18 protein-coding genes and 1 tRNA gene are annotated in these 19,455 nt (G+C 73.3%); 12 read left to right on the top strand and 7 right to left on the bottom strand.

The window, feature by feature from the left end; genetic code table 11:
- Window positions 1-3 precede the first annotated feature (3 nt).
- The 6 genes from WME79_RS14490 to WME79_RS14465 form a co-directional block, all read right to left on the bottom strand.
- Window positions 4-423 (bottom strand): hypothetical protein, encoded by a 420-nt coding sequence (locus tag WME79_RS14490; protein WP_157906649.1) that lies wholly within the window; start codon window positions 421-423, stop codon window positions 4-6.
- Window positions 424-548: 125 nt separating this feature from the next.
- Complete coding sequence (locus WME79_RS14485; protein ID WP_437535428.1) at window positions 549-1,313, bottom strand: hypothetical protein; 765 nt, start codon at window positions 1,311-1,313, stop codon at window positions 549-551.
- Window positions 1,303-2,592 (bottom strand): ABC transporter ATP-binding protein, encoded by a 1,290-nt coding sequence (locus WME79_RS14480; RefSeq protein WP_437535426.1) that lies wholly within the window; start codon window positions 2,590-2,592, stop codon window positions 1,303-1,305. The genes WME79_RS14485 and WME79_RS14480 overlap by 11 nt, the downstream gene beginning before the upstream one ends.
- Window positions 2,589-3,329 carry a hypothetical protein gene (locus WME79_RS14475; protein ID WP_437535424.1) on the bottom strand — a complete coding sequence of 247 codons (741 nt, stop codon included), beginning with the start codon at window positions 3,327-3,329 and terminating at the stop codon, window positions 2,589-2,591. The genes WME79_RS14480 and WME79_RS14475 overlap by 4 nt, the downstream gene beginning before the upstream one ends.
- A gap of 201 nt (window positions 3,330-3,530) precedes the next feature.
- Window positions 3,531-4,823, bottom strand: a complete 1,293-nt coding sequence (locus WME79_RS14470; RefSeq protein ID WP_437535422.1) for a formylglycine-generating enzyme family protein — start codon at window positions 4,821-4,823, stop codon at window positions 3,531-3,533.
- 4 nt (window positions 4,824-4,827) lie between these two features.
- Window positions 4,828-6,273 (bottom strand): sigma-54-dependent transcriptional regulator, encoded by a 1,446-nt coding sequence (locus WME79_RS14465; protein ID WP_437539848.1) that lies wholly within the window; start codon window positions 6,271-6,273, stop codon window positions 4,828-4,830.
- 393 nt (window positions 6,274-6,666) lie between these two features.
- On the opposite strand from WME79_RS14465, the gene WME79_RS14460 reads away from it, so the two are divergent.
- From WME79_RS14460 to cyaY, 12 genes are all read left to right on the top strand, one after another.
- Window positions 6,667-7,446, top strand: coding sequence for a tetratricopeptide repeat protein (locus WME79_RS14460; RefSeq protein WP_437535420.1), 780 nt, complete (start codon window positions 6,667-6,669; stop codon window positions 7,444-7,446).
- A gap of 154 nt (window positions 7,447-7,600) precedes the next feature.
- Window positions 7,601-8,824: a hypothetical protein gene (locus tag WME79_RS14455; protein WP_437535418.1), complete on the top strand. Its 1,224-nt coding sequence runs from the start codon at window positions 7,601-7,603 to the stop codon at window positions 8,822-8,824.
- Window positions 8,821-10,083 (top strand): hypothetical protein, encoded by a 1,263-nt coding sequence (locus WME79_RS14450; RefSeq protein ID WP_437535416.1) that lies wholly within the window; start codon window positions 8,821-8,823, stop codon window positions 10,081-10,083. Before WME79_RS14455 ends, WME79_RS14450 begins: the two co-directional genes overlap by 4 nt.
- Before the next feature lie 11 nt (window positions 10,084-10,094).
- On the top strand, window positions 10,095-10,679 hold the full coding sequence (locus tag WME79_RS14445; protein ID WP_437535414.1) for a hypothetical protein: 585 nt from the start codon (window positions 10,095-10,097) through the stop codon (window positions 10,677-10,679).
- A 135-nt stretch (window positions 10,680-10,814) separates the two neighbouring features.
- A complete protein-coding gene (locus tag WME79_RS14440; RefSeq protein WP_437535412.1) occupies window positions 10,815-11,516 on the top strand; it encodes a winged helix-turn-helix domain-containing protein in 702 nt (233 codons plus the stop codon).
- 3 nt (window positions 11,517-11,519) lie between these two features.
- Complete coding sequence (locus tag WME79_RS14435) at window positions 11,520-12,896, top strand: histidine kinase dimerization/phospho-acceptor domain-containing protein (RefSeq protein WP_437535410.1); 1,377 nt, start codon at window positions 11,520-11,522, stop codon at window positions 12,894-12,896.
- A 292-nt stretch (window positions 12,897-13,188) separates the two neighbouring features.
- On the top strand, window positions 13,189-13,929 hold the full coding sequence (gene uppS, locus WME79_RS14430; protein WP_437535408.1) for a polyprenyl diphosphate synthase: 741 nt from the start codon (window positions 13,189-13,191) through the stop codon (window positions 13,927-13,929).
- Window positions 13,930-14,041: 112 nt separating this feature from the next.
- Window positions 14,042-14,115 (top strand) — tRNA-Arg (locus WME79_RS14425).
- Window positions 14,116-14,137: 22 nt separating this feature from the next.
- Window positions 14,138-14,461 carry a hypothetical protein gene (locus WME79_RS14420; RefSeq protein WP_437535406.1) on the top strand — a complete coding sequence of 108 codons (324 nt, stop codon included), beginning with the start codon at window positions 14,138-14,140 and terminating at the stop codon, window positions 14,459-14,461.
- Between the two features lie 100 nt (window positions 14,462-14,561).
- The gene (phnA, locus tag WME79_RS14415) at window positions 14,562-15,848 is read left to right on the top strand and encodes a phosphonoacetate hydrolase (protein ID WP_437535405.1); all 1,287 of its coding nucleotides are present in this window, start codon (window positions 14,562-14,564) and stop codon (window positions 15,846-15,848) included.
- A gap of 36 nt (window positions 15,849-15,884) precedes the next feature.
- Complete coding sequence (phnY, locus tag WME79_RS14410) at window positions 15,885-17,333, top strand: phosphonoacetaldehyde dehydrogenase (RefSeq protein WP_437535404.1); 1,449 nt, start codon at window positions 15,885-15,887, stop codon at window positions 17,331-17,333.
- A 57-nt stretch (window positions 17,334-17,390) separates the two neighbouring features.
- Entirely contained in the window at window positions 17,391-17,729 is a 339-nt protein-coding gene (gene cyaY, locus WME79_RS14405) for an iron donor protein CyaY (RefSeq protein WP_437535403.1), read from the top strand.
- Between the two features lie 24 nt (window positions 17,730-17,753).
- Here cyaY and WME79_RS14400 read toward each other — a convergent pair whose 3' ends face one another.
- Window positions 17,754-19,367, bottom strand: coding sequence for a hypothetical protein (locus WME79_RS14400; RefSeq protein WP_437535402.1), 1,614 nt, complete (start codon window positions 19,365-19,367; stop codon window positions 17,754-17,756).
- Window positions 19,368-19,455: the final 88 nt, after the last annotated feature.

Raw genomic sequence — 19,455 nt, 5'->3', positions numbered from 1 at the left:
CGGTCAGCGGCGCTTGGAGCGGCGCGGGCCGTCGGGCACGAGCACGTAACGGCTCGACGACGGCTCGGGCTGCCGGAGGAGCTCGGCTCGGAGCAGCGCCTCCGCGAGCCGCGCCTCGATGACCTCGTCCGTGACGCCTGGCTCGAGGGTCACCACCGCGGCCTGGATGTCGCGCGCCAGGGCGTCGAACTCCGCGCTGTCGAAGGCGTAGATGTCGTCGGGGAACAAGAGCGCGAGGGGCTTCCGCTCCACGGCCGTGTTCGTCAGCGCCGCCAGGTCGCTCTCGACGATCAGCATGACGCGAGCCCGCAGGCACATCCCCCGGCAGCGCGTCGCCAGCGCCTCGGACGAGCCGACGAGCAGGACCGATCGAGGCGCATTGACCGCCTTGGTGGCCTCGTCGTCCCCGTGCTCCTGAGTCATTCCCTGAAGAGTACGTGAACGAGCGGATGAAGCCATCCCTCTTGCGCCGCTCACGCCATCGCCGTGGACGTCAAGCAGCCGGTCGGGGCAAGGCGAGCCGAGCTATAGCGGCCCCGGCCCGCGCGCTATTCCCTGCAGCGAGCCGCCGCGGCGAGCGCAAGGACAAGGGCGCTCGACGCGAGCAGGGCGGCGCTCGCGGGCTGCCCGAGCCCGAGCGGCGACGGGCCGCCGAGGAGGTTGACGGCGTTGCCCCGGGGCAACAGTGCGCCGATCACCCCGGCCGAGCCACCGAGCAGGAGATCGGCCGCGAGCGGCACGAAGCGGCCGAGGCCGCGCCGGAAAAAGGTCGCACCGAGCGAGAACCAGCCAGCGTAGGCGGCCCCGGTGAGCGCGCCGATCCACCCACTGACGAGCATGTCTCGGACGAATGGCGCAGCGCCGGGACCATGGGCGACAGCGACAACAACGGCGGCGAGCAGCGCTCCCACGAGGGCGGAAGCGAGGGCCGTGGCCAGGGCGATGCCGAGCGCGACATGGTGGGACGAGGCGCCAAAGCGGGCCACCGGCCAGGCCGCGTCGCGCAACGTTGTGCGATCGGCGGCGTCAGCGGCGAGGGCGAAGATCGTGAGCGGCGTCGCGAGGCGGAACGTGGAGAGCAGCGCCCGGTCCACGGCCCCGGAAGACCCGAACGCGATCTCGATGACCGCGGCCGCGAGCGCGAGCGCAGCGCCGAGCCCGAACGCCAGCAGCGGACGCCGCGCGCGGAGGCGGCTCAGGGTCATCTCCATCCCGAGGCGGACGCCCGTCAGCGCGGGCCCGCCCTGCTCGGCTCGCCCTTCCGCGGGAGGAAGCGGCCGCGCTGCGGCGCTCGATGCGCTCTCACCCACCATCGTGGCGTCCTGTCTCCGTGGCGTGCGGCGAACCATCGGCCCCCGGCGAATCGGCCCCGATCCGTCCGCCGGCAGCGGCATCGCTGTGAGCCGACATCGGCGCACCAGCGGGCGCGGACGGACCGTCCGACGGCGGGCTGAGCGGCGCTGCCGGGCCGAGCGGCGCCTGTGCGTCGAACGCCGCCACGGCAAACGGCCCCTGAGGCGCGCTCGGCAGCGGGGCAGCGCCCTCGATCGCAGGTGCGCCGAAGGGCCGGCGCGAGCGAACGGCAGCGAGATGAAGCGCGGTCGCCGCCCGCACGTCGTGCATCGACGGGGGCGGCGAGGAGATCGCGATGAGCGTGACGTCCTCCCTCGCGGCCGCATCCAGGATCGCGAGCGCGGCCGCCTCCCTGTCCGCGGCCCGGATCCGCAGCGTCGACGATGTCTCCGCCGGCCCCTGCTCCCACGCGCCCGCGCGCACGGCGGGAGCGCTCGCGAGCGCCGCGGCGAGCGCGCGAGCGCCGGGCGCGTCGGGCGCCCGCTCGTGGACGAGCACGTGGATCTCGACCTCGGGCCGCCCCGCGCCCGGCGGGTCTGCGCCCGGGGCAGCGGCGAGGCGGTCGCCGGCGCCAGGCTCGGTTCGCGCGATGACGCCGCGATCGAGCACGTGGATGCGGTCGGCGAGGGCGCTCGCGTCGACGGTCGAGGACGTGACGAGCACGACGCAGGCGCCAGCTGCAGCGAGGGCCCGCAGGCGCTCTCGGACCGGCTCCGGAGAGGGCACGGCGACGTCGGCGAACGGCTCGACGAGGCAGAGCAGGAGCGGCCGTGGCACCCCGAGGGCAAGCGACAGCTCGACCGCCCGGGCCTCGGAGAAGCTCAGCGAGGCCGTGCGGCGGGCGAGGAGCGGCGCGACGCCGAGCGGCTCGAGCAGCGCCGCGGCGCCGCTCGCGGGCGCGCCGCGGGCCCGGAGCGCGAACGACATGGAGGACGCCACCGACGCGCCCTCGGGCAGCTCCGGGGTGGCGGCCAGGACGCCGATCTGCGCCCGCGTCGCCGCGCTCCGGAACGGGTCGCGCCCCCCCACGAGGACGCGGCCGGCGAGGGGCGCTGCGCGCCCTGCGAGCACCTCCGCGAGGGCGAGCGTCCCGTCCTCCGGGGCGCCGAGCACCGCATGCACGCCCGGGCCGAGCGCCAAGGACAGGCCCGAGAGGGCCCCGCGAGGGCGCCCCTCTTCGCCGGCGCCGTCGCGCGCGCGCACGCCCTCGAGCACCACGACGGGGGCGCCCGGGCTCATCCTGCAGGGCCTCCCGCCGAGCGGGCCGCAAAGGAGAGGAACGCGCCGAGCGCCCCCGGGATCGACCACCGCGAGTCGCCGGCGAGATCGGCGAGCCCCCAGGGGACGAGGGTCAGCACCAGGAACAGGGCGCGCCCTCGCGCCCCGGCGACGCGGCCGCTCGCCGCGGCGAGGCCGCCGAGCGTCACACCGGAGACCGCGCCGAACAGGGCGAGCGCGGCGCCGTACGCGAGGTGCTGGAGGCCGAGCAGCAGGGAGCCGGAGAGGAGCGCCGCGAGCACCGAGAGCGCGGCCAGCGGGAGCGCGACGACGCGCGCGACCTCGAGCATCGCGGCGAGGCTGCGCACGCCGTGGAGCGAGGCCCGCGAGATCCCCCGCGCGGCGGCGAGCGCCTCGATGCCGTCGCGGCGGTCAGCCCCGGGGCGATCGTGCGCCGCGGCGAGGGCGATGGGGCCAGCGGCCGCCCACGCGAGCCCGCACGCCGCGGACCCGAGCAGCCCCTCCAGCGAGGTCGTCCCGTCGTCCAGGCGGAGCACGAGCGCCATGACGCCGCACCCCAGCGAGATGAGCGCCGCCATGGCGAGGCCGAGCCGCCCGCCGCGCCCGCCGCGGAGCCGCGCGCAGCCGAGCGCGACGGCTGCGCGCAGCGAGCGCCGCGCCGCCGCGCGCCGCCGCGCAGGATCGTCCGGACGCTTGCTCGGCGCGTCGCGCGGTTCGGGGTCGTGCGGGCGGGTCATCGGAGGGAGCGTGTGGACGGCGCTGCGGCGACGCGCGCTGCTAGCGCTGCCCTTCCAGGCGCCCGGGCGCAAGGCGAATATGCCACGGGCCGGAGCGCGCCGCCGGAATGTGGTGCCGCCGCGCGCCAGCGCCACCCGTTGCGACGGCGTCGCGACAGCGAGCCCCGAGCCCCGGTGCGCTCCTCGCGACGCCGAGGGGCCTCAGTCGTACGAGAGCCCGCGGCGGCCCTTGTGCTTGCGCTTGCGCTCCTTGTCGGCGACGCCGATCTTGCCCCACTCGTAGGTGATTCGACGGCGGAATGCGCCCAGCGCGTCGCCGCCGTACAGGAAGAGCTCGCGCGGCGAGTCCGTCTCGCCGATCGTGGGCTCCCAGAGATCCGACGGGACGAACGCGAGCAGCGTCGGCGCGCTCATGCGCATGCGGCCGATGAGGAGCCCGCACGTCGTCCCGTCGCCCGGGCGCGCCCGCTTCGTGCGCTTGGCGCGGCTGCGCGGCGCCCCGTTCACCCCGGCCGGCCGCGCACAGCCGCCGCCGAGCACGAGCTCCTCGTTGCCCCGGGGGTGCCAGGTCCACATGCGCTCCACGTTGAACGTCCCCTCGGCCGACCCGGGCCGGGACGCGTTGCGCACCTCCTCCGGCGCGAGCGCCGCGAGCTGCGCCGCCGCGCGCGCGTCGACGAGCGGCTCCAGCCGGAGCGGGCGATCGCGCGTCACCTCGAGCACCACCTCGAAGCTGTTCACCTCGCCGGCACAGCAGCGGACGCCGACCTCGGGGCGGCGCGTGTCCGGCTTGGCGCCGCGCCCGTGGGCGCATCGCCCCACGAGCTCGCCCGTCGGCCCATTGCCTCCGCGCAGCGTGACGAGCCCCGGCTTGCCGCTGTCCCGCTGCCACTGGCTCGACGTCCAGGTCCATACGCCGCCATGGAGATCGTGCACCCCGAACGCGCTCACGCACCCGGCGTTCACCCCGTTGGGCGTCAGGACCCGGCTCTGCCCGGTCGCGCAGACCGGCGCCTTGTACGTGTCGCCGTACTCGTACGTGGTGTTGTCCGGCCCCTTGCAGGCCCGCTCGATCTCGAGCTCCGTGCAGAGGCGCTTGCCCTGCGCCTCGCACAGCGCGCGCGCCTCGTCCTGCGCGATGTTCGTCGTCGGGATCGCGCCGACCTCGTTGGGGTACGAGAAGATGTCGATGTAGAAGCCGTGCATCACGACCTGCGCGCCCGCCATCTCCTCGTCGGCGATGCGCGGCAGCCGGTCCGGCGGCGTGCCCGCGATGAGCACGCCCTTCGGGATCCACGCCATGCCGGGGCGCGGCTCCGGCTCGGTCTGGCTCACATCCCAGGGCGGGGCGGCGTCGAGATCGGCGTCCGTGCCCGGCGGGGCGCCGCCGCGATCGCAGCCGGGGGAGGCCGCGAGGAGGCCGGCGAGCGAGGCGGCGGCGGCGAGGGCCTTCCCCCCCGGCGCGCGGACGGAGCGCTGCTCGCCGAGGCCCACGGGCTCACTCGGCGTCGCGCTCGCGGAGGTTCAGCTCCTTCATCTTGAGCTGGAGCCCCTTGCGCGAGATCTTGAGGAGCCGGGCGGCGTGGGTGACGTTGCCGTGCGTCTGCTTGAGGGCGCGCTCGATGAGGTCGCGCTCGAGCTTGCTCATCGCCGCCTTCACCTGCTCCTTGAGGCCGTCGGGCGTCGACGGCGCGGCGGAGGTGTCCACGGCAGCGGCCGCGAGCGGCAGCGACACGCCGGGCGTCGACGTGGCGCCGCTGCGGATCTCCTCCGGCAGGTCGTCGAGGCGGATGCGCGCGCCGTCGGCGAAGAGCAGCGCCCGCTCGACGACGTTCTCGAGCTCGCGGATGTTCCCCGGCCAGGCGTGCGAGGCCAGGCGCTCGAGCGCCTCGGGCTCGATGCCCTCGATGCTCTTCTTGAGGCGCGCGTTGAACTTCGCGACGAAGTGGGCGCAGAGGTGGGGGATGTCGCTCCTGCGGTCGCGCAGCGCGGGGAGCGCGATCGGGACGACGTTGAGCCGGTAGAAGAGGTCTTCCCGGAACGTGCCCGCCGCGATCTCCCGCTTGAGGTCGCGGTTGGTGGCGGCGACGAGCCGGACGTCGACGTGGATGGTCTTGATGCCCCCGACCCGCTCGAACTCGCTCTCCTGCAGGACGCGCAGGAGCTTCACCTGCATCTCGTTCGGGATCTCGCCGATCTCGTCGAGGAAGAGCGTCCCGCCGGAGGCGAGCTCGAAGCGCCCCGGCTTGGAGGCGACCGCGCCTGTGAAGGCCCCGCGCTCGTAGCCGAAGAGCTCCGACTCCATGAGGTCCTTCGGGATGGCCGCGCAGTTGACCTTGATGAACGGCCGGTCGCGGCGGCCAGAGTTCTCGTGCAGCGCCCGCGCGACGAGCTCCTTCCCGGTGCCGCTCTCGCCGCTGATGAGCACCGTGGTCGGCGTGTCGGCGACCCGCTCGAGGATCGCGTAGAGCTCCTGGATGGGCGGGCTCTCGCCGATGATGCCGAACCGGTCGGAGCCCCCCCGGGGCTGCGCCGCGGAGACGTCCCGCGTCGCGTCCGCGCTCGCGAGATCGCGGGTGCGGAGCGCCTTCTTCACGACGACGCGCACCTCGTTCTGATCGAACGGCTTCGTGATGTAGTCGAACGCGCCCGTCTTGAGCGCCTCGACGGCGTTGTCGACGGTCCCGTGCGCCGTGAGCAACACAACAGGCCGCGACGGGTCGTCGCGGAGCGCGGCGCGGAGCAGGTCCATGCCGTCGACCTTGGGCATCCGGAGATCGGTGATGACCAGATCGATGTGGTGCTCCTTCAGGAACGCGAGCCCCTCCTCGCCGTCTTCAGCGGTGTGGACCTCGTAGCCATCCCGGCCGAGCTGGGCGCTGAGGACCCGCCGGAGGTTCGCCTCGTCATCCACGACGAGGATCTGCTTCTTTTCGGGGAGCATCACCGGGCGAGACTAGCAGAACCGGAAACCAAGCAAGCGCCGGGACCGTCCCTCGACGCTCCGGTCGGCCGCCCTGGCGCCGCGCGGGCGCGCCGGCGGCGTTCCCGTCCCGCTCCCCCCACCGCCGCTTCGCTCGGCGCTCCTGTGCCGTCCCCCGGCCGTCGCTTCGCTCGGCGCTCCTGCCCGGCTCCCCTGGCCGCCGCTTCGCTCGGCGCTCGCCACGCCGGTCGACAGGCCGAACGCATTGCCTCGAGGTCCGCAACACTTCCTTTTTCTCGCTGCCGGCGAGGCGGATCAGTATGCTGCGGCCACTTCTCGCGGAGGGCGGCTCGGATGCGTGTGCTTCGGACTTGGCTGGTCGGTCTCGGCGCGGGGATATTCCTCGCCGCGGGGTTGGCCTTAGCAGGAGATCCGGCCATCGAGTACCCCGAGTGCTACCGCACGGCGACCGCCGCCGACCTGGAAGGCGCCAAGGGGGCGCACAAGGCCGCCACACAGTTCTACGAGCGCGCTGACTACGATCGCGCCATCCAGTACTGGAAGGACGCTTACCAGCTCGACTGCTCGGCGCACGGCGTGCTGATCAACATCGCCAACGCCTACGAGAAGAAGGGCGAGCGGGCCGAGGCGGTCACCGCGCTGGAGACGTACCTGGCCCGCACGCCGGACGCGAGCGACGCGCAGACGATCCAGGACAAGATCCAGAACCTCAAGAACGCCCTCCGGCCGGCGCCGAGCGCCAGCGCGAGCGCTTCTGCGTCGGCGCCGGCGGTGCTCCCGACGGCCCCCACCGCCTCGGCGATCCCGGACCGCCCCAAGGAGGAGCCTCCGCCGCAGCCTCCTTACGGCTATTCGCCGTGGGTCGCGACGGGCGCCGGCGTCGTCACGCTGCTGGTCGGCGGGATCCTGACCTCGAGCGGCGTCGCGGACATCGACTCCGCCGAGGAAAGTTGCCCGTTGCGCAAGGGCTGTACGGAGGACGTGGCCGAGAAGGGCAATAAGGGGCGCACGCACGCGACGGTCGGAGGCGTCCTGCTCGGGTTGGGCGCCGCCGGCGTCGCCGGTGGGCTCATCTGGGAGTTCGGGTTCAATCAGCCCTGGCCCAGCAAGATCCAGCTGACGCCGGTCGCTGGACCTGGCGCGGCCGGGCTCGGCATGACCGGCCGCTTCTGAGGGCCGGCTTCCTGGCGACCCGCTGCCTGGCGCCAGACACGACGGCAACGTGGTCGGGCGCCCCGGCTGCACGCGACGACGGGGAGGCAGAGACTGGCACGCGAGCGCCGCCTCGCGAACGAGCGCTCACCGGCGCATCGTCTACTCTCCTGTCGTGCGTCTCAGCTCCTACGCCCGCTCGCCCCTGACACGGCGCCGTCTGAACAGGATCGCGCTCCCCTGCGCGCTGCTCGCCGCGCTCACGGGTACGATGATGGCGGTGCTCGCCGATGGCGACGCCCCTGCGCCCGCGATCTCGCGGGTCGGCCGTCTCCTCGTGCCCACAGCCGTCGCGGCGCCCGCCGCGCCCGCCGATCCCTCGGCGCCACCCAGCGTCGCGATCCTCGCGACGCCTCCGGGGGCGGCCCGGACCACGCTCCACATCGCCCCGGTCGGCGGCGCCAAGGCCGGACCCGCGCTCGCCACGCTCCGGCACCTCAGCGACGCCGTGGTCCGCGCCCGCGTCGTCCCGCGAACGCGGCTCGTGGTCGCGACCGCCGAGACGAGCCCGACCCGCGACCGCTCGTTCAACGCGAGCCTCTTCCGGATCCAGCCGGGCGCAGAGCCCGTCGCGCTCTGCGACGGCGTGGTCCACGCGAGCCGCCCGCTCGTCACCGCCGCGGGGCGCGTCTTCGTCTCGCGCGGCGCCGCCGGCCCGGAGCCGGAGCCCGACAACAACCCCGCGCAGCTCCGGGTCGACGCGCTCACCATCGACGAGGTCGACCTCGCCACCGGCGCGATCCGCACCGTGCACCGACACACGGGCCACCTCGCCTTCCTCGCCGGCGAGTGGAACAGCGAGCTCGTCCTCTACCGCGTCTCCCCGGCGTCGGCCGACATCGTCCTCGTGGACCCCGACTCCGGCGCGACGCGGGTGATCGCCCCGTCGATCCCGCCTTTCGCTCGCGATTTCTCGATCGACGCCGCGGCGGGCGCGCTCGTGTTCCAGGAGCGGCACGAGACCGACCCCGGCACGTGGGTCATCGATCGGCTCGATCTCGCCCGCGGCAAGCGCACCCGGCTCGAGGCGAGCGCGAGCCACGGCCTCGCCCCGTACGCGTGGCCGGGCGGCGGGCTCGCGTACACGCCCGAGCGCGCCACCGGCTTATTCGTCGTCGGCGCGCGCGCCACGATCCGCAGCCCGCTCGGCCCCGGCATCGACGCCATCCAGGCCGTCTCGCAGGACGCTGCGTGGGTGGCGGCGCTGCACACGAACCCGTCCGCGTTCGCCGTCCCCTTCGCGATCCGGGTGGAGAGCGGCGAGGTCGCCACGATCCCTGCGCCCCCCGGAGCGCGCATCGCCGTCGCCGGCTTCACCGCCGCGAAGGAGGAGCCGTGACGGGCCGCCTGCTCCTGATCCCGGCGGCGCTCTCCGCGGCCGCGCTGGTCGCGCCTGCCGCGCGCGCCGCGTACTGCCCCTGCTTCACGGCGTCGAGCGCGTACAACGATCGCGGCTGCGCGATCGAGGCCGTGCCCGGGATCAACCCCTCCGTCGCGGAGTGGAACGCCATCTTCGACCGCGTCTCGCGGGGCCCCGCGGCCTGGGGCGACGCCGGCCCGGAGGCCTTCGACCTCGGTCAGGGCTGCGATCTGCCTGAGGCGCGGCATGCCGTTCCCGCCACGTTCCCCTGCGAGCTGCTCAAGGCGATCGCCATGCAGGAGTCGGGGTGGCAGCAGTTCTGCGCGCCGGACCGGCCCATGGACCAGGCGGGGGGGAGCTCGCGGACGATCATCTCCTTCGACTGCGGCTACGGCGCCTCGCAGATCACGAGCGGCATGCGGAGCGGCGACAACCCGGATTTCGATCCGCGCCGCGTGGCCGCGGAGCCGACCTACAACGCGGCCACCGGCACGCAGATCCTGGCCTCGAAGTGGAAGGCCACGCGCTGCATCGGCGACCGGCAACCCGCGTTCATCGAGCACTGGTACAGCGCCGTGTGGGCCTACAACGGGCTCGCGTACGTCAACAACCCGAACAACCCCAACTACGACGCGGGCCGCGGCGTCTACGACCCGGCGATCGGCGGCGCCGTTCCGTACCAGGAGCGGGTGTTCGGCTGGATGGAGCACACAGGGGGGCGCTGGGAGAGGACCGAGGTCGCCTACCCTGACCTGGGCGAGATCGGCGGCACAGGCGCGCCGCCCGCGCTCTCCGATCCCCGCTGCGCGTCGCCGACGGACTGCACGCGGAAGCGTCCCCTCCATCTCACGCGCTGCGCGGACGACGGCGGCGAGACGGGCGGCGGCGGCGCAGGCGGCGATGGCGTCGCAGGCAGCGGCGGCGGAAACGGCGGGAGCGGCGGTGAAGGTGGCGGCACGGGAGGGCGCGGCGGCGCAGGCGGGAGCGGCGGCGACGCCGGTGACGCCGGCGGCGCGCCCATCACGACCGCAGGCCACGGGGGCGCTGGAGCCCCGGTGGGCAACGACGATGACGACGACGAGACGACCTCGACGACGGTCGGCATCTACGGCCGATGCTCCTGCGACGCGCCCGGGAGCGGCGCGGCCGCTGGCGCGGCCTCCTGGCTCTCGCTCGGCGCCGGAGCGCTCGCGGTCGCGTGGCGCCGGAGGCTTCCGAGGCGACGCCGCGCGGACTAATCTCGCGATCCATGCCGCCTTCGCTGGGATCCGAGCACATCGCAGCGTGGGCCGCCCGGCGCGGCCTCGCCTTCACCGCGCGCCCTGACGAGGCCTGGTTCCGCCGCTGGGAGCCTTACGACACGATCGCGCCCCCCTCCGCCTACCTCTCCGCGTGCACGTGGACGGTGAACCCCGGACACGCGGTGATCGCCGAGCCCTGGTACGCCGAGGGCGAAGCCGAGCCCCTCGAGCGGACGCTGCTCGGCTTCGCGGCGCACCCGGCGCTCCAGCGCCGCGCCTCGATGCGCGTCGGCGAGCATTTCCTGACGCGCGTCGCCTTCATCGAGAGCGCTCCCCCGCCCCGGGTCACCCTCGACGATGCGCTCTGGGACGCCCACGTGACGACCTTCGCCGCCTCCCAGCGCGAGGCCGCGGGCGCGTTCCATCCGCGGCTGCGCAAGCTCCTCGCCCGCCGCGGCTTCCAGGGCCACCTCGAGCTCCGCCCTGGCGGCCTCGTGGTTCACTGCGCCGGCCTGCGGCCCACCCCGGAGCACTACGAGCGGCTGCTCGGCGTCGTGCGCGACCTCGTCAACGCGGCGATCCCGCACGCCTGAGCGCGCACGAACGCGGCGATCGCGACGCCCGCGAGCCCCCGCAGGGGCGGGGCCGGCCAGGCCCCCTGACCAACGACCAACCCCGCCGACCAGCCCTGTCGACGCGTCCGCCGCGCCGTTCTAGGCTCCCCGATCATGGCCAAGGTCCTGGTCGTCGAGGATGAGCCGGCCATCGCCGAGTCGATCGCCTACTTCCTGCGCCGCGATGGGTTCGCGGCCACCGTCGCCACCACGCTCGCGGACGCGGAGCGGGAGATCGACAAGGCCGACCTCATCATCCTCGATCTCATGCTCCCCGACGGCAGCGGCTTCGACCTGATCGGCCAGGCGCGGCGGAGCGCGGCGCGGGCCGCGATCATCGTCCTGTCGAGCCGCGACAGCGAGGCCGACCGCGTCGCCGCGCTCGAGACCGGCGCCGACGACTACGTGACCAAGCCGTTCTCCCCCCGGGAGATCGTGGCGCGGGTGCGGGCTGTCCTGCGCCGCGCCGCGCCGCCCTCGCCGTCCGCCGCCGCGCCCGCGCCGCTGCCGCTCGTGGTCGACGAGGCCACGCGGCGCGCGCACGTCAACGGCCAGAAGGTCGACCTCACCCGCGTCGAGTTCGATCTGCTCGCCTGCATGCTCGCCGCGCCGGGCAGGGTCTTCACGCGCGCGCAGCTCATCGATCGCGTCTGGGGCGACGGGTTCGCGATCACCGACCGGACCATCGACTCGCACGTGAAGGGGCTCCGGAAGAAGGTCGTCGAGGCCGGCGGCGACGCCGACCTCATCGAGACGGTGCGCGGCGTCGGCTACCGCGTCGCGGACAAGCCGGGCCCCGCGGAAGGCGGCGGCTGACGCATGCTGCGCCTCGTCGTCACCGCGGCGGCGGCGGTCTCGCTCATCCTGCTCGTCGCGCTGTTCGCCTCCCGCCTCGTCCGCGCCCGGACGGCCGGGATGAGCATCCGGATGCAGATCTTCATCGCGCTCGGCGGCATCGTCGGCGCGTTCGCGTTCGGGCTCGGGCTGCTCGTCATCGATCGCATCGAGGCGCGCGCGACGCTGCTCGCCGAGGGCAGCGCGCGCGACGAGGCGGCCGCGTTCGCCGCCGTCGCCGCGATGGAGATGGAGGTGCGCGGCGTCGATCTCGCGTCGGTGCGCGCGCTCGACGGCGAGGCCGAGGGCCCGACCGCCCAGAGCATCGCGCTGCTCGATCCCGAGGGCCGCGTGCTCCGGGCGCGCGGCGCCTCGCCGGGCGAGCCCGGGACCGTCTTCGTGACCGCGCCCATCCAGGTCCGCGGCCAGCGCGTCGGCAGCGTGCAGGTCGTGAAGCCGACGATCGTGGTGCAGCGGATGGTCGCCGACTTCGCCCCGCCGATCCTCGTGCTCAGCACGGTGCTCGGCGCCGCGGCGGCGATCTCGTCGTTCCTGATCGGCCGCACCATCGCGACGCCGATCGAGGCGCTCACCGAGTTCGCGGTGCGCGTGAGCGAGGGCGAGGTGCGCGCGGCGACGCCGCCGGCGCAGGGCCGCGAGGTCCAGCGCCTGACGCGCGCCATCGACTCGATGCGGCGCCAGATCGAGGGCCGCCCCTTCGTCGAGACGTTCGCCGCGGATCTCTCGCACGAGCTCAAGAACCCCGTCGCCGCGATCCGCGCGAGCGCCGAGGTGCTCTCCGAGGGCGCGCTCGACGACGCGGAGGAGGCCGCCCGCTTCGTCGCGCGCATCCGCGAGGCGACCAAGCGCATCGAGGCGCTCCTCGGGGAGCTCCTGTCGCTCGCGCGCCTCGAGGCGCGCGGCGTGGAGCAGGCCGCGGTGGTCGATCTGGTCGCGATCGCAGAGGCCGCCGCGGCGCGGGCGCGAGAGCGCGGCAGCCGCGTCGAGCTCGACGCGCCGAGCTCGGCGGCGGTGCGCGGCGACGAGCAGTGGCTGTCGCGCGCCGTCGACAACCTGCTCGACAACGCGCGCACGCACGGCGACGCCGCGGCCACCGTCCAGATCGCCGTATCTCGCGTGGGCGGACAGGTCGCGATCTCGATCCGCAACCGCGGCGAGATCGGTCGGCACGTCGCGGGCCGCCTTTTCCGCCGTTTCGTGACGACCCGCGCCGACCGGGGCGGCACCGGCCTGGGCCTCGCGATCGTCAAGGCGATCGCCGAGGCCCACAGCGGCTCGGCCGAATGCACCCACCGCGGGCCGCCCGAGGTCGAGTTCAAGCTCTCGCTGCCGGGGGCCTGATCCTGTGAAAGGATGAGCTCTCTCGCCATGCCGCCCCTCGCCGGCGACCCTTTTGGTTTCCGGGAGGTTTCCTCGGTTTGACAGCGCGCCGGATCGGTGGTGCGAAGGCGCGGCGGTGGTCGTCGGGCGAGCGAGCGCGTGCCAAAGAGCTCACGCTATCGTCAGCGGGCGGAGCGCCTTGAGCTCTCCCGCGCCATCCTCCACAGAACCTCCACGATCGCATCACCGTCGGCCCCCCTACCGCGCCCATGCTCGGCGCAGAGTCTGTCGTCGTCCCCACCCAGGAAAGCCCATGACGTCCAGCAATCTCCCCAAGCACGTCGCGATCATCCTCGATGGCAATGGCCGCTGGGCGGCGGCGCGGGGGCTCCCCCGCATGCAGGGGCACCAGCACGGGGCGCAGGCCGTGCGCCTCTCGGTGCGCGCCTGCCGCGATCGCGGCATCCCGTACCTCACGCTCTACGCGTTCAGCGTGGCGAACTGGTCGAGGCCCAAGGACGAGATCGACGCGCTGATGCGCATCTGCCAGGAGTTCGCCGAGGGGGAGCACGACGAGCTGATCCGCCGAGGGATCGCGGTCCAGGTGGTCGGCGATCTCGAGGACATCCCGACGCCGACGCGGCGCGCGATGGAGAAGCTCGTGGAGGACACCGCTGGGGGCACCGAGATGACCCTGGCGCTCGCGCTGAGCTACGGCGGTCGCCGCGACATGGCGAACGCCATGCGCGCGCTCGCGGTCCGCGCGCGGGCCGGGCTGGTCATCCCGGAGGAGATCAACGAGAAATCGCTCCGGAACTTCCTGACGACCAGCTCGATGCCGGATCCCGATCTCATCATCCGCACCGGCGGAGAGAAGCGCCTCAGCGACTTCCTGCTCTTCGAGGCCGCGTACGCGGAGCTGTTCTTCACCGACACGCTCTGGCCTGATTTCACCGAGGCGACCTTCGATGAGGCGGTCGCGACCTACAGCCGGCGACAGCGGCGTTACGGCCGGACCGGCGAGCAGGTCCGGCGCCTGACCGCGTCGACCTGATCGGAGTTCGCCGGGGCGCTCCCCGCGCCCACGGCGCTGGAGACGCTCGTGACGCTCGTAGCGCTCGATTCCGCGTCCGCGATGAAGTACGAGAGAAGCGCTTGTCGTCCAAGCGCCCGTAGCTCAGCTGGATAGAGCAGCGGCCTTCTAAGCCGCGGGTCGCAGGTTCGAATCCTGCCGGGCGTGCCGAACGTCCTCGGTGCGTCGCTTGACGCTGCTGCCCGCCGCGGATCACCATGTCCCTGACGCCATGGACAAGAGGGTCGTGCTCGTGCTGGGCGGTCTGGTGCTGGGCGCGGCCGTCGCGCTCGCGGCGGGGCGAGTGCGCGCCCAGGGGCTCACGCCGAGCGTCCCCGCGCCGCGGTGGGAGCAGGACTGCGAGCAGGCGCACGGCGTGGACGAAGCCCGCGCCATCGCGAAGGCGCGGGGCGAGGGCGGCTGGGAGCTCGTGGCGCTCGACGACGGCGTGATGTGCTTCAAGCGGCCGGTCCCGGCGCCTCCAAAGCCGGCCGATCCCTGGCCGGGCTACTGACGCATCGCCGCTCCCCTGCCCGCCGTTCGAGGCGGAGGAGCGCCTGTGGCGGCGCAGCGACGGCCCTTCTCGGCCCGCGCGCTGCGTGTCAGCGTTCGGCATGATCGAACTCGGCGATCGGCGCTATGCGCTGCCCGCGCGCAAGACGGTGGTGTTCTGCGTCGACGGCTGCGGGCCGGAGTACCTCGACCAGGCGCTCGCGGACGGGCTGATGCCGCGGCTCGCGGGCACGCTCGCCGCTGGCGGCCTGTACGTGCGCGGCCGAGGCCAGGTCCCCAGCTTCACGAACCCGAACAACGTATCGATCGTGACCGGCCAGCCGGCGCACGTGCACGGCATCTCGGGCAACACCTACCTCGACACCGCCACGGGGGAGGAGGTGCCGATGAACGATCCTCGGTTCCTGCGCATCCCGACGCTCTTCGAGAAGCTGGAGCAGGCGGGCGTCAGGACCCTCTGTGTCACGGCCAAGGACAAGCTCCGCGCGCTCCTCGGCGCCTGCCGCGAGGGGGGCCCTCGCCCGATCTCGCTGTCGGCGGAGAAGGCGCACGAGCAGGCCATCCCGGAGCACGGGATCGGCTCGATCACCGCCGCGGTCGGCCGCAAGAACCCATCGATCTACGACTGGGACATCTCCCACTACGCCATGGAGATGGGCCTCGCGCTGCACGAGCGGCTCTCGGCCACGCTGCTCTACGTGTCGCTGACCGACTACGTGCAGCACAAGGAGCCGCCGCGCGGGCCGATGTCCGATCGGTTCTACGCCCGCTTTGACGCCCTCTTCGGCGAGTACCTCGACGCCGGCTTCGTCTGCGGCATCACGGCGGATCACGGCATGAACGACAAGACCGCGCAGGACGGCTCACCGAACGTGCGCTACCTGGACGACGCCCTTCGCGAGGCCGGCCTCTCGGGCTTCCGCGTGCTCCTGCCGATCACCGACCCGTACGTCGTGCACCACGGCGCGCTCGGGTCCTACGCGACCGTGTACCTCGGCGCGCCGGACGATGCGCGCGCCGCGCAGGTCCTCGAGCGGCTCCCGGGCGTGGAGCTCGTCCTGACCCGGGAGGAGGCCGCGCGGCGCTTCGCGCTGCCGCCGGATCGGATCGGCGACCTCGTGGTCCTCGGCGATCGGAGCACGGTGCTCGGCAAGAGCGCGGCCTACCACGACCTCTCCGCCGTGCAGCGCGGGCTCAGGTCCCACGGCGGCCTGCACGAGGCGGAGGTGCCGATCCTCGCGAGCCACCCGCTCCGGCCCGGGGAGCGCGCCTGGCTCTTCGGCGCGGAGGCAGCCGACGCGGACGCCGCGCGCGGCCGGCCGAGCGCGCTGTCGAACGCGGACGTCTTCGATCTGGTGCTCAACCGACTCTCGACCGCCATGGCCTAGCGCCAACGATCGAGCGCCTGAAGTGGGGGGACAGGGATGGGCTCGATGCTCTCAATCGATCGACCAGCGTTCCATTTTCCGTGCCTGATCGGGGGAAGACCGGTGAGCCGGGACGAGGTCATCCTCGTGCGCTACCCGTTCACGGGCGAGGTGATCGGCAGCGTGCCGAGGCTCGACGAGGACGCGGTGCTGGAGGCGCTCGCGAGCGCGTCCTCCGGCCCGCCGCGGCTCTCTCGCCACGAGCGCAGCGAGATCCTGCTCCGCGCCGCGGCGCACATCGAGGCGCAGGCGGGGGCGGTGGCGCGGCTCATCACGTGGGAGAGCGGGCTCTGCCTCAAGGACACGGCCTACGAGGTGCGGCGCGCGCTCGACGTGCTCCGCTTCTCCGCGTACGAGGCGCTCCGCGACGACGGCCAGTGCCTCGCGTTCGACATCTCGGCGAACGGCAAGCCCCGGCGGGGCTACACGCTGCGCGAGCCGCTCCGCCTGGTGACGGCGATCACCCCGTTCAACCACCCGCTCAACCAGGTCGCCCACAAGGTCGCGCCGAGCATCGCGAGCGGCAGCTCCATGGTGCTCAAGCCGTCCGAGAAGACGCCCCTCTCCGCGATCTACCTCGCGTCCGTGCTGCACGAGTCGGGGCTGCCGCCCGGCATGCTCAGCGTCGTGACCGGCGATCCGGCGGAGATCGGGCGCGCGCTCGTGACCCACCCGGCGGTGGAGCTCGTGAGCTTCACCGGCGGCGTCGAGATCGGCAAGCGCATCGCCGGCCTGCTCGGCTACCGGCGCGCGGTGCTCGAGCTCGGCGGCAACGACCCGCTCATCGTGCTCGAGGACGCGGATCTCGACGAGGCCGTGCGGCTCGCGGCGTACGGCTGTTACAAGAACTCGGGGCAGCGCTGCACGGCGGTGAAGCGGCTCATCGTGAGCGAGCGCGTCGCCGACGAGTTCGCCGGCCGCCTCGCCGCCGCGTCGGCGCAGATCAAGGTGGGCGATCCGCTCGATCCGGCGACGGACATGGGGACGGTGATCTCCGAGGCCGCGGCGCGGCAGCTCGAGGCGGCGGCCGAGGACACGCTCGCGCGCGGCGCCCGGCTGCTGTTCGGGAACGAGCGCCGCGGGGCGCTGTACGGCCCCACCGTGATGGATCACGTCCCGCGGGACGCCCCCTCCGTGCAACACGAGACCTTCGGCCCGCACGCGCCCATCCTGCGGGTGAGGGACATCGACGAGGCGATCGCTGTGGCGAACGGGACGAGCTACGGCCTCTCCGCCGGCGTCTGCACGAACGACCTGGGGCGCGTCCACCGGCTCGTGCGGGAGCTCCGCTGCGGCACGGTGAACGTGCGCGAGGTGCCGGGGTACCGGTCCGAGCTGTCGCCGTTCGGAGGGATCAAGGACAGCGGCATCGGGATCAAGGAGGGCGTCGTCGAGGCGATGAAGGCGATGACCAACGTGAAGCTCTACACGGTCCCCTGGGAGTGAGGGGGCGCCGGCGCTTCCCCGTACCGCCTCGGCGCGCGCCGTTGTAAGCGGATAGGCATGAGCGGAGAGCCCCTATCGGAGCGAGAGTTCGACGACGTGGCCGATCGGTCGCTGCGCGCGCTGGATCGAGCGATCAACGAGATCCCCGACGGCGTCGAGGCCGACCTGCAGAGCGGCATCCTCACCCTGGAGTTCGAAGACGGCATCAAGTACGTCGTCAACAGCCACCGCGCGGCGCGGCAGATCTGGATGGCCGCCGAGCGGGCCGCGTGGCACTTCGACTACCGGCCGTCCGAGGACCGCTGGGTGGCCCAGAAGTCGGGTGAAGAGCTCTGGAGCACGCTCGAGACCGTGTTGTCCCGGAAGCTCAGCCGCGCCGTGAAGCTCGCTCGCTGAGCCGCGGTCCGCGGGCGCGGTGCATCACAGGGCGAAGCGTATGCCGAGCCCTCCGAGCACGCCCGTCACGGAGGCGCCGACCCGGAGGTCGAACGCGACGCGGTCCCACGGGCGAAGCGCGAGCCCGATCTCGGGCAGGACGAGCCATGGATAGACGAGCGGACGCAGGCCTTGAGGCCGCCCCTTGGGACGGGTGAACCAGCTCGGCTCGACATAGCCGGGGTAGTGATCCGCGTCGTAATCGAGCTGGTTGCAGTACCGGAAGCTCCCGATCGGGTTGTTGGGTCCGCGGCATTTCACATAGCGGTACGGGTCCCCCGGCACGAAGGAGCCCGGGTCGCCGGGCACCGCGTCGCCGGGATAGGCCTGGGTCCGGTAGAGGTCGCCCATGAACGTCCAGCCCACGCCAAGGCCGGCCCCGACGCGGAAGGCGAACAGCTCGTCCCGATCGAGCGGGATGTTCCAGACCAGTCGGACCCCCGCCTGGAGCGCCTGGAGATCGCTCTCGACGATCTCGTAGTCGGTGTCCGGGTGTCCCTTCGGCTTGAACGGCGTCTCCTGCATCCGGAAGCGCGCGTAGGCGACCGAGAAAACCAGATCGAACCGCCGCCCGAGCCGCGTCGACAGCGAGATATCTCCGCCGGGGACGAGGACGTCCCGCCCCCCTTCTCCGAGGAGCTCGAACATGAGCTGAGGGATGAAGAAGCCCTGGAAGCCTGCGCCGAGCCACACGTCGCGCTGTCTGCGCGGGCTGGGCGGCGTGGGCTCGGGCATCTCGACGGCGGGTTTCGGCCTCTCGTCGGCGCCCGTCGCGACGCGCGGCGTGTCCTCGGCCGGCTTCTCGGCGGCGCGAGGCGGCTTCTTCTCCGGTGGCTTCTTCGCGACCGGTTTCTCCGGCGGCTTCTTCCCCGGCGGCTTCTTCGCGACCGGCTTCTCCGGCGGCTTCTTCCCCGGTGGCTTCTTCGCGACCGGCTTCTCCGGTGGCTTCTTCGCGACCGGCTTCTCCGGTGGCTTCTCCGCGACCGGCTTCTCCGGCGGCTTCTTCGCGACCGGCTTCTCCGGCGGCTTCTTCGCGCCGGGCTTCGGCTTGAGGCGCAGCTTGATCTCGCGCCGCTGCTTCTCCTTCAGCGTGATCTTCTGCGTCGCCTCCTCGTGGCCCTCGGCCCTGGCGACGATCACAAGCACCTTGCCCGGATCGAACCGGTGCGGCGCCGACGGTTCGCTGATCACCTCCCCGTCGATCTCGACCACCAGCCCCTCGTACGGCTCCGCCGACGTAACGACGAGCGTCGGGATGCGCGCATCGAGCTGAGCTGCCTTCTTCTTGGCCGATGTGATGGCCGCGACATCCCGCCCGTTGTAGCCGGGCGCCTTCTTCTCGCTCGCGACCTTGTGATAGATCTCGCTGGCCTTCAGCAGCTCGCCCTGCTTGACGTAGCAGTCGGCGAGCGGAACCGCCGAGCTCGGGCGATGCCGCTGGCTCTCGGCGGACTCGAGCAGCGGGATCGCCCGCTTGCAGAAGCCGCCTCTGGCTGCGTTCATGCCCTGGTTCGCCTCCTTGTCGCCGGGTCCGGCGAACACCGGAGGGGCGAGCAGCGCAGCCAGGAGGCCGAAGAGAGAAGCGATCGGAAGGCGCAAGAGGCGCTCAGTCTACCATCGCCCCCGCGACGCGCGCGGGACGGACCGGGCGCTGCGACGCTACGACCGCGGATGTCGCGAACGGCGC

Origin of the sequence: Sorangium sp. So ce726, from assembly GCF_051521405.1 — a bacterium.
GTDB lineage: Bacteria > Myxococcota_A > Polyangia > Polyangiales > Polyangiaceae > Sorangium.
Note: the sequence above shows the minus strand (reverse complement) of the source record. Positions and strands in the feature narration are given on the sequence as shown.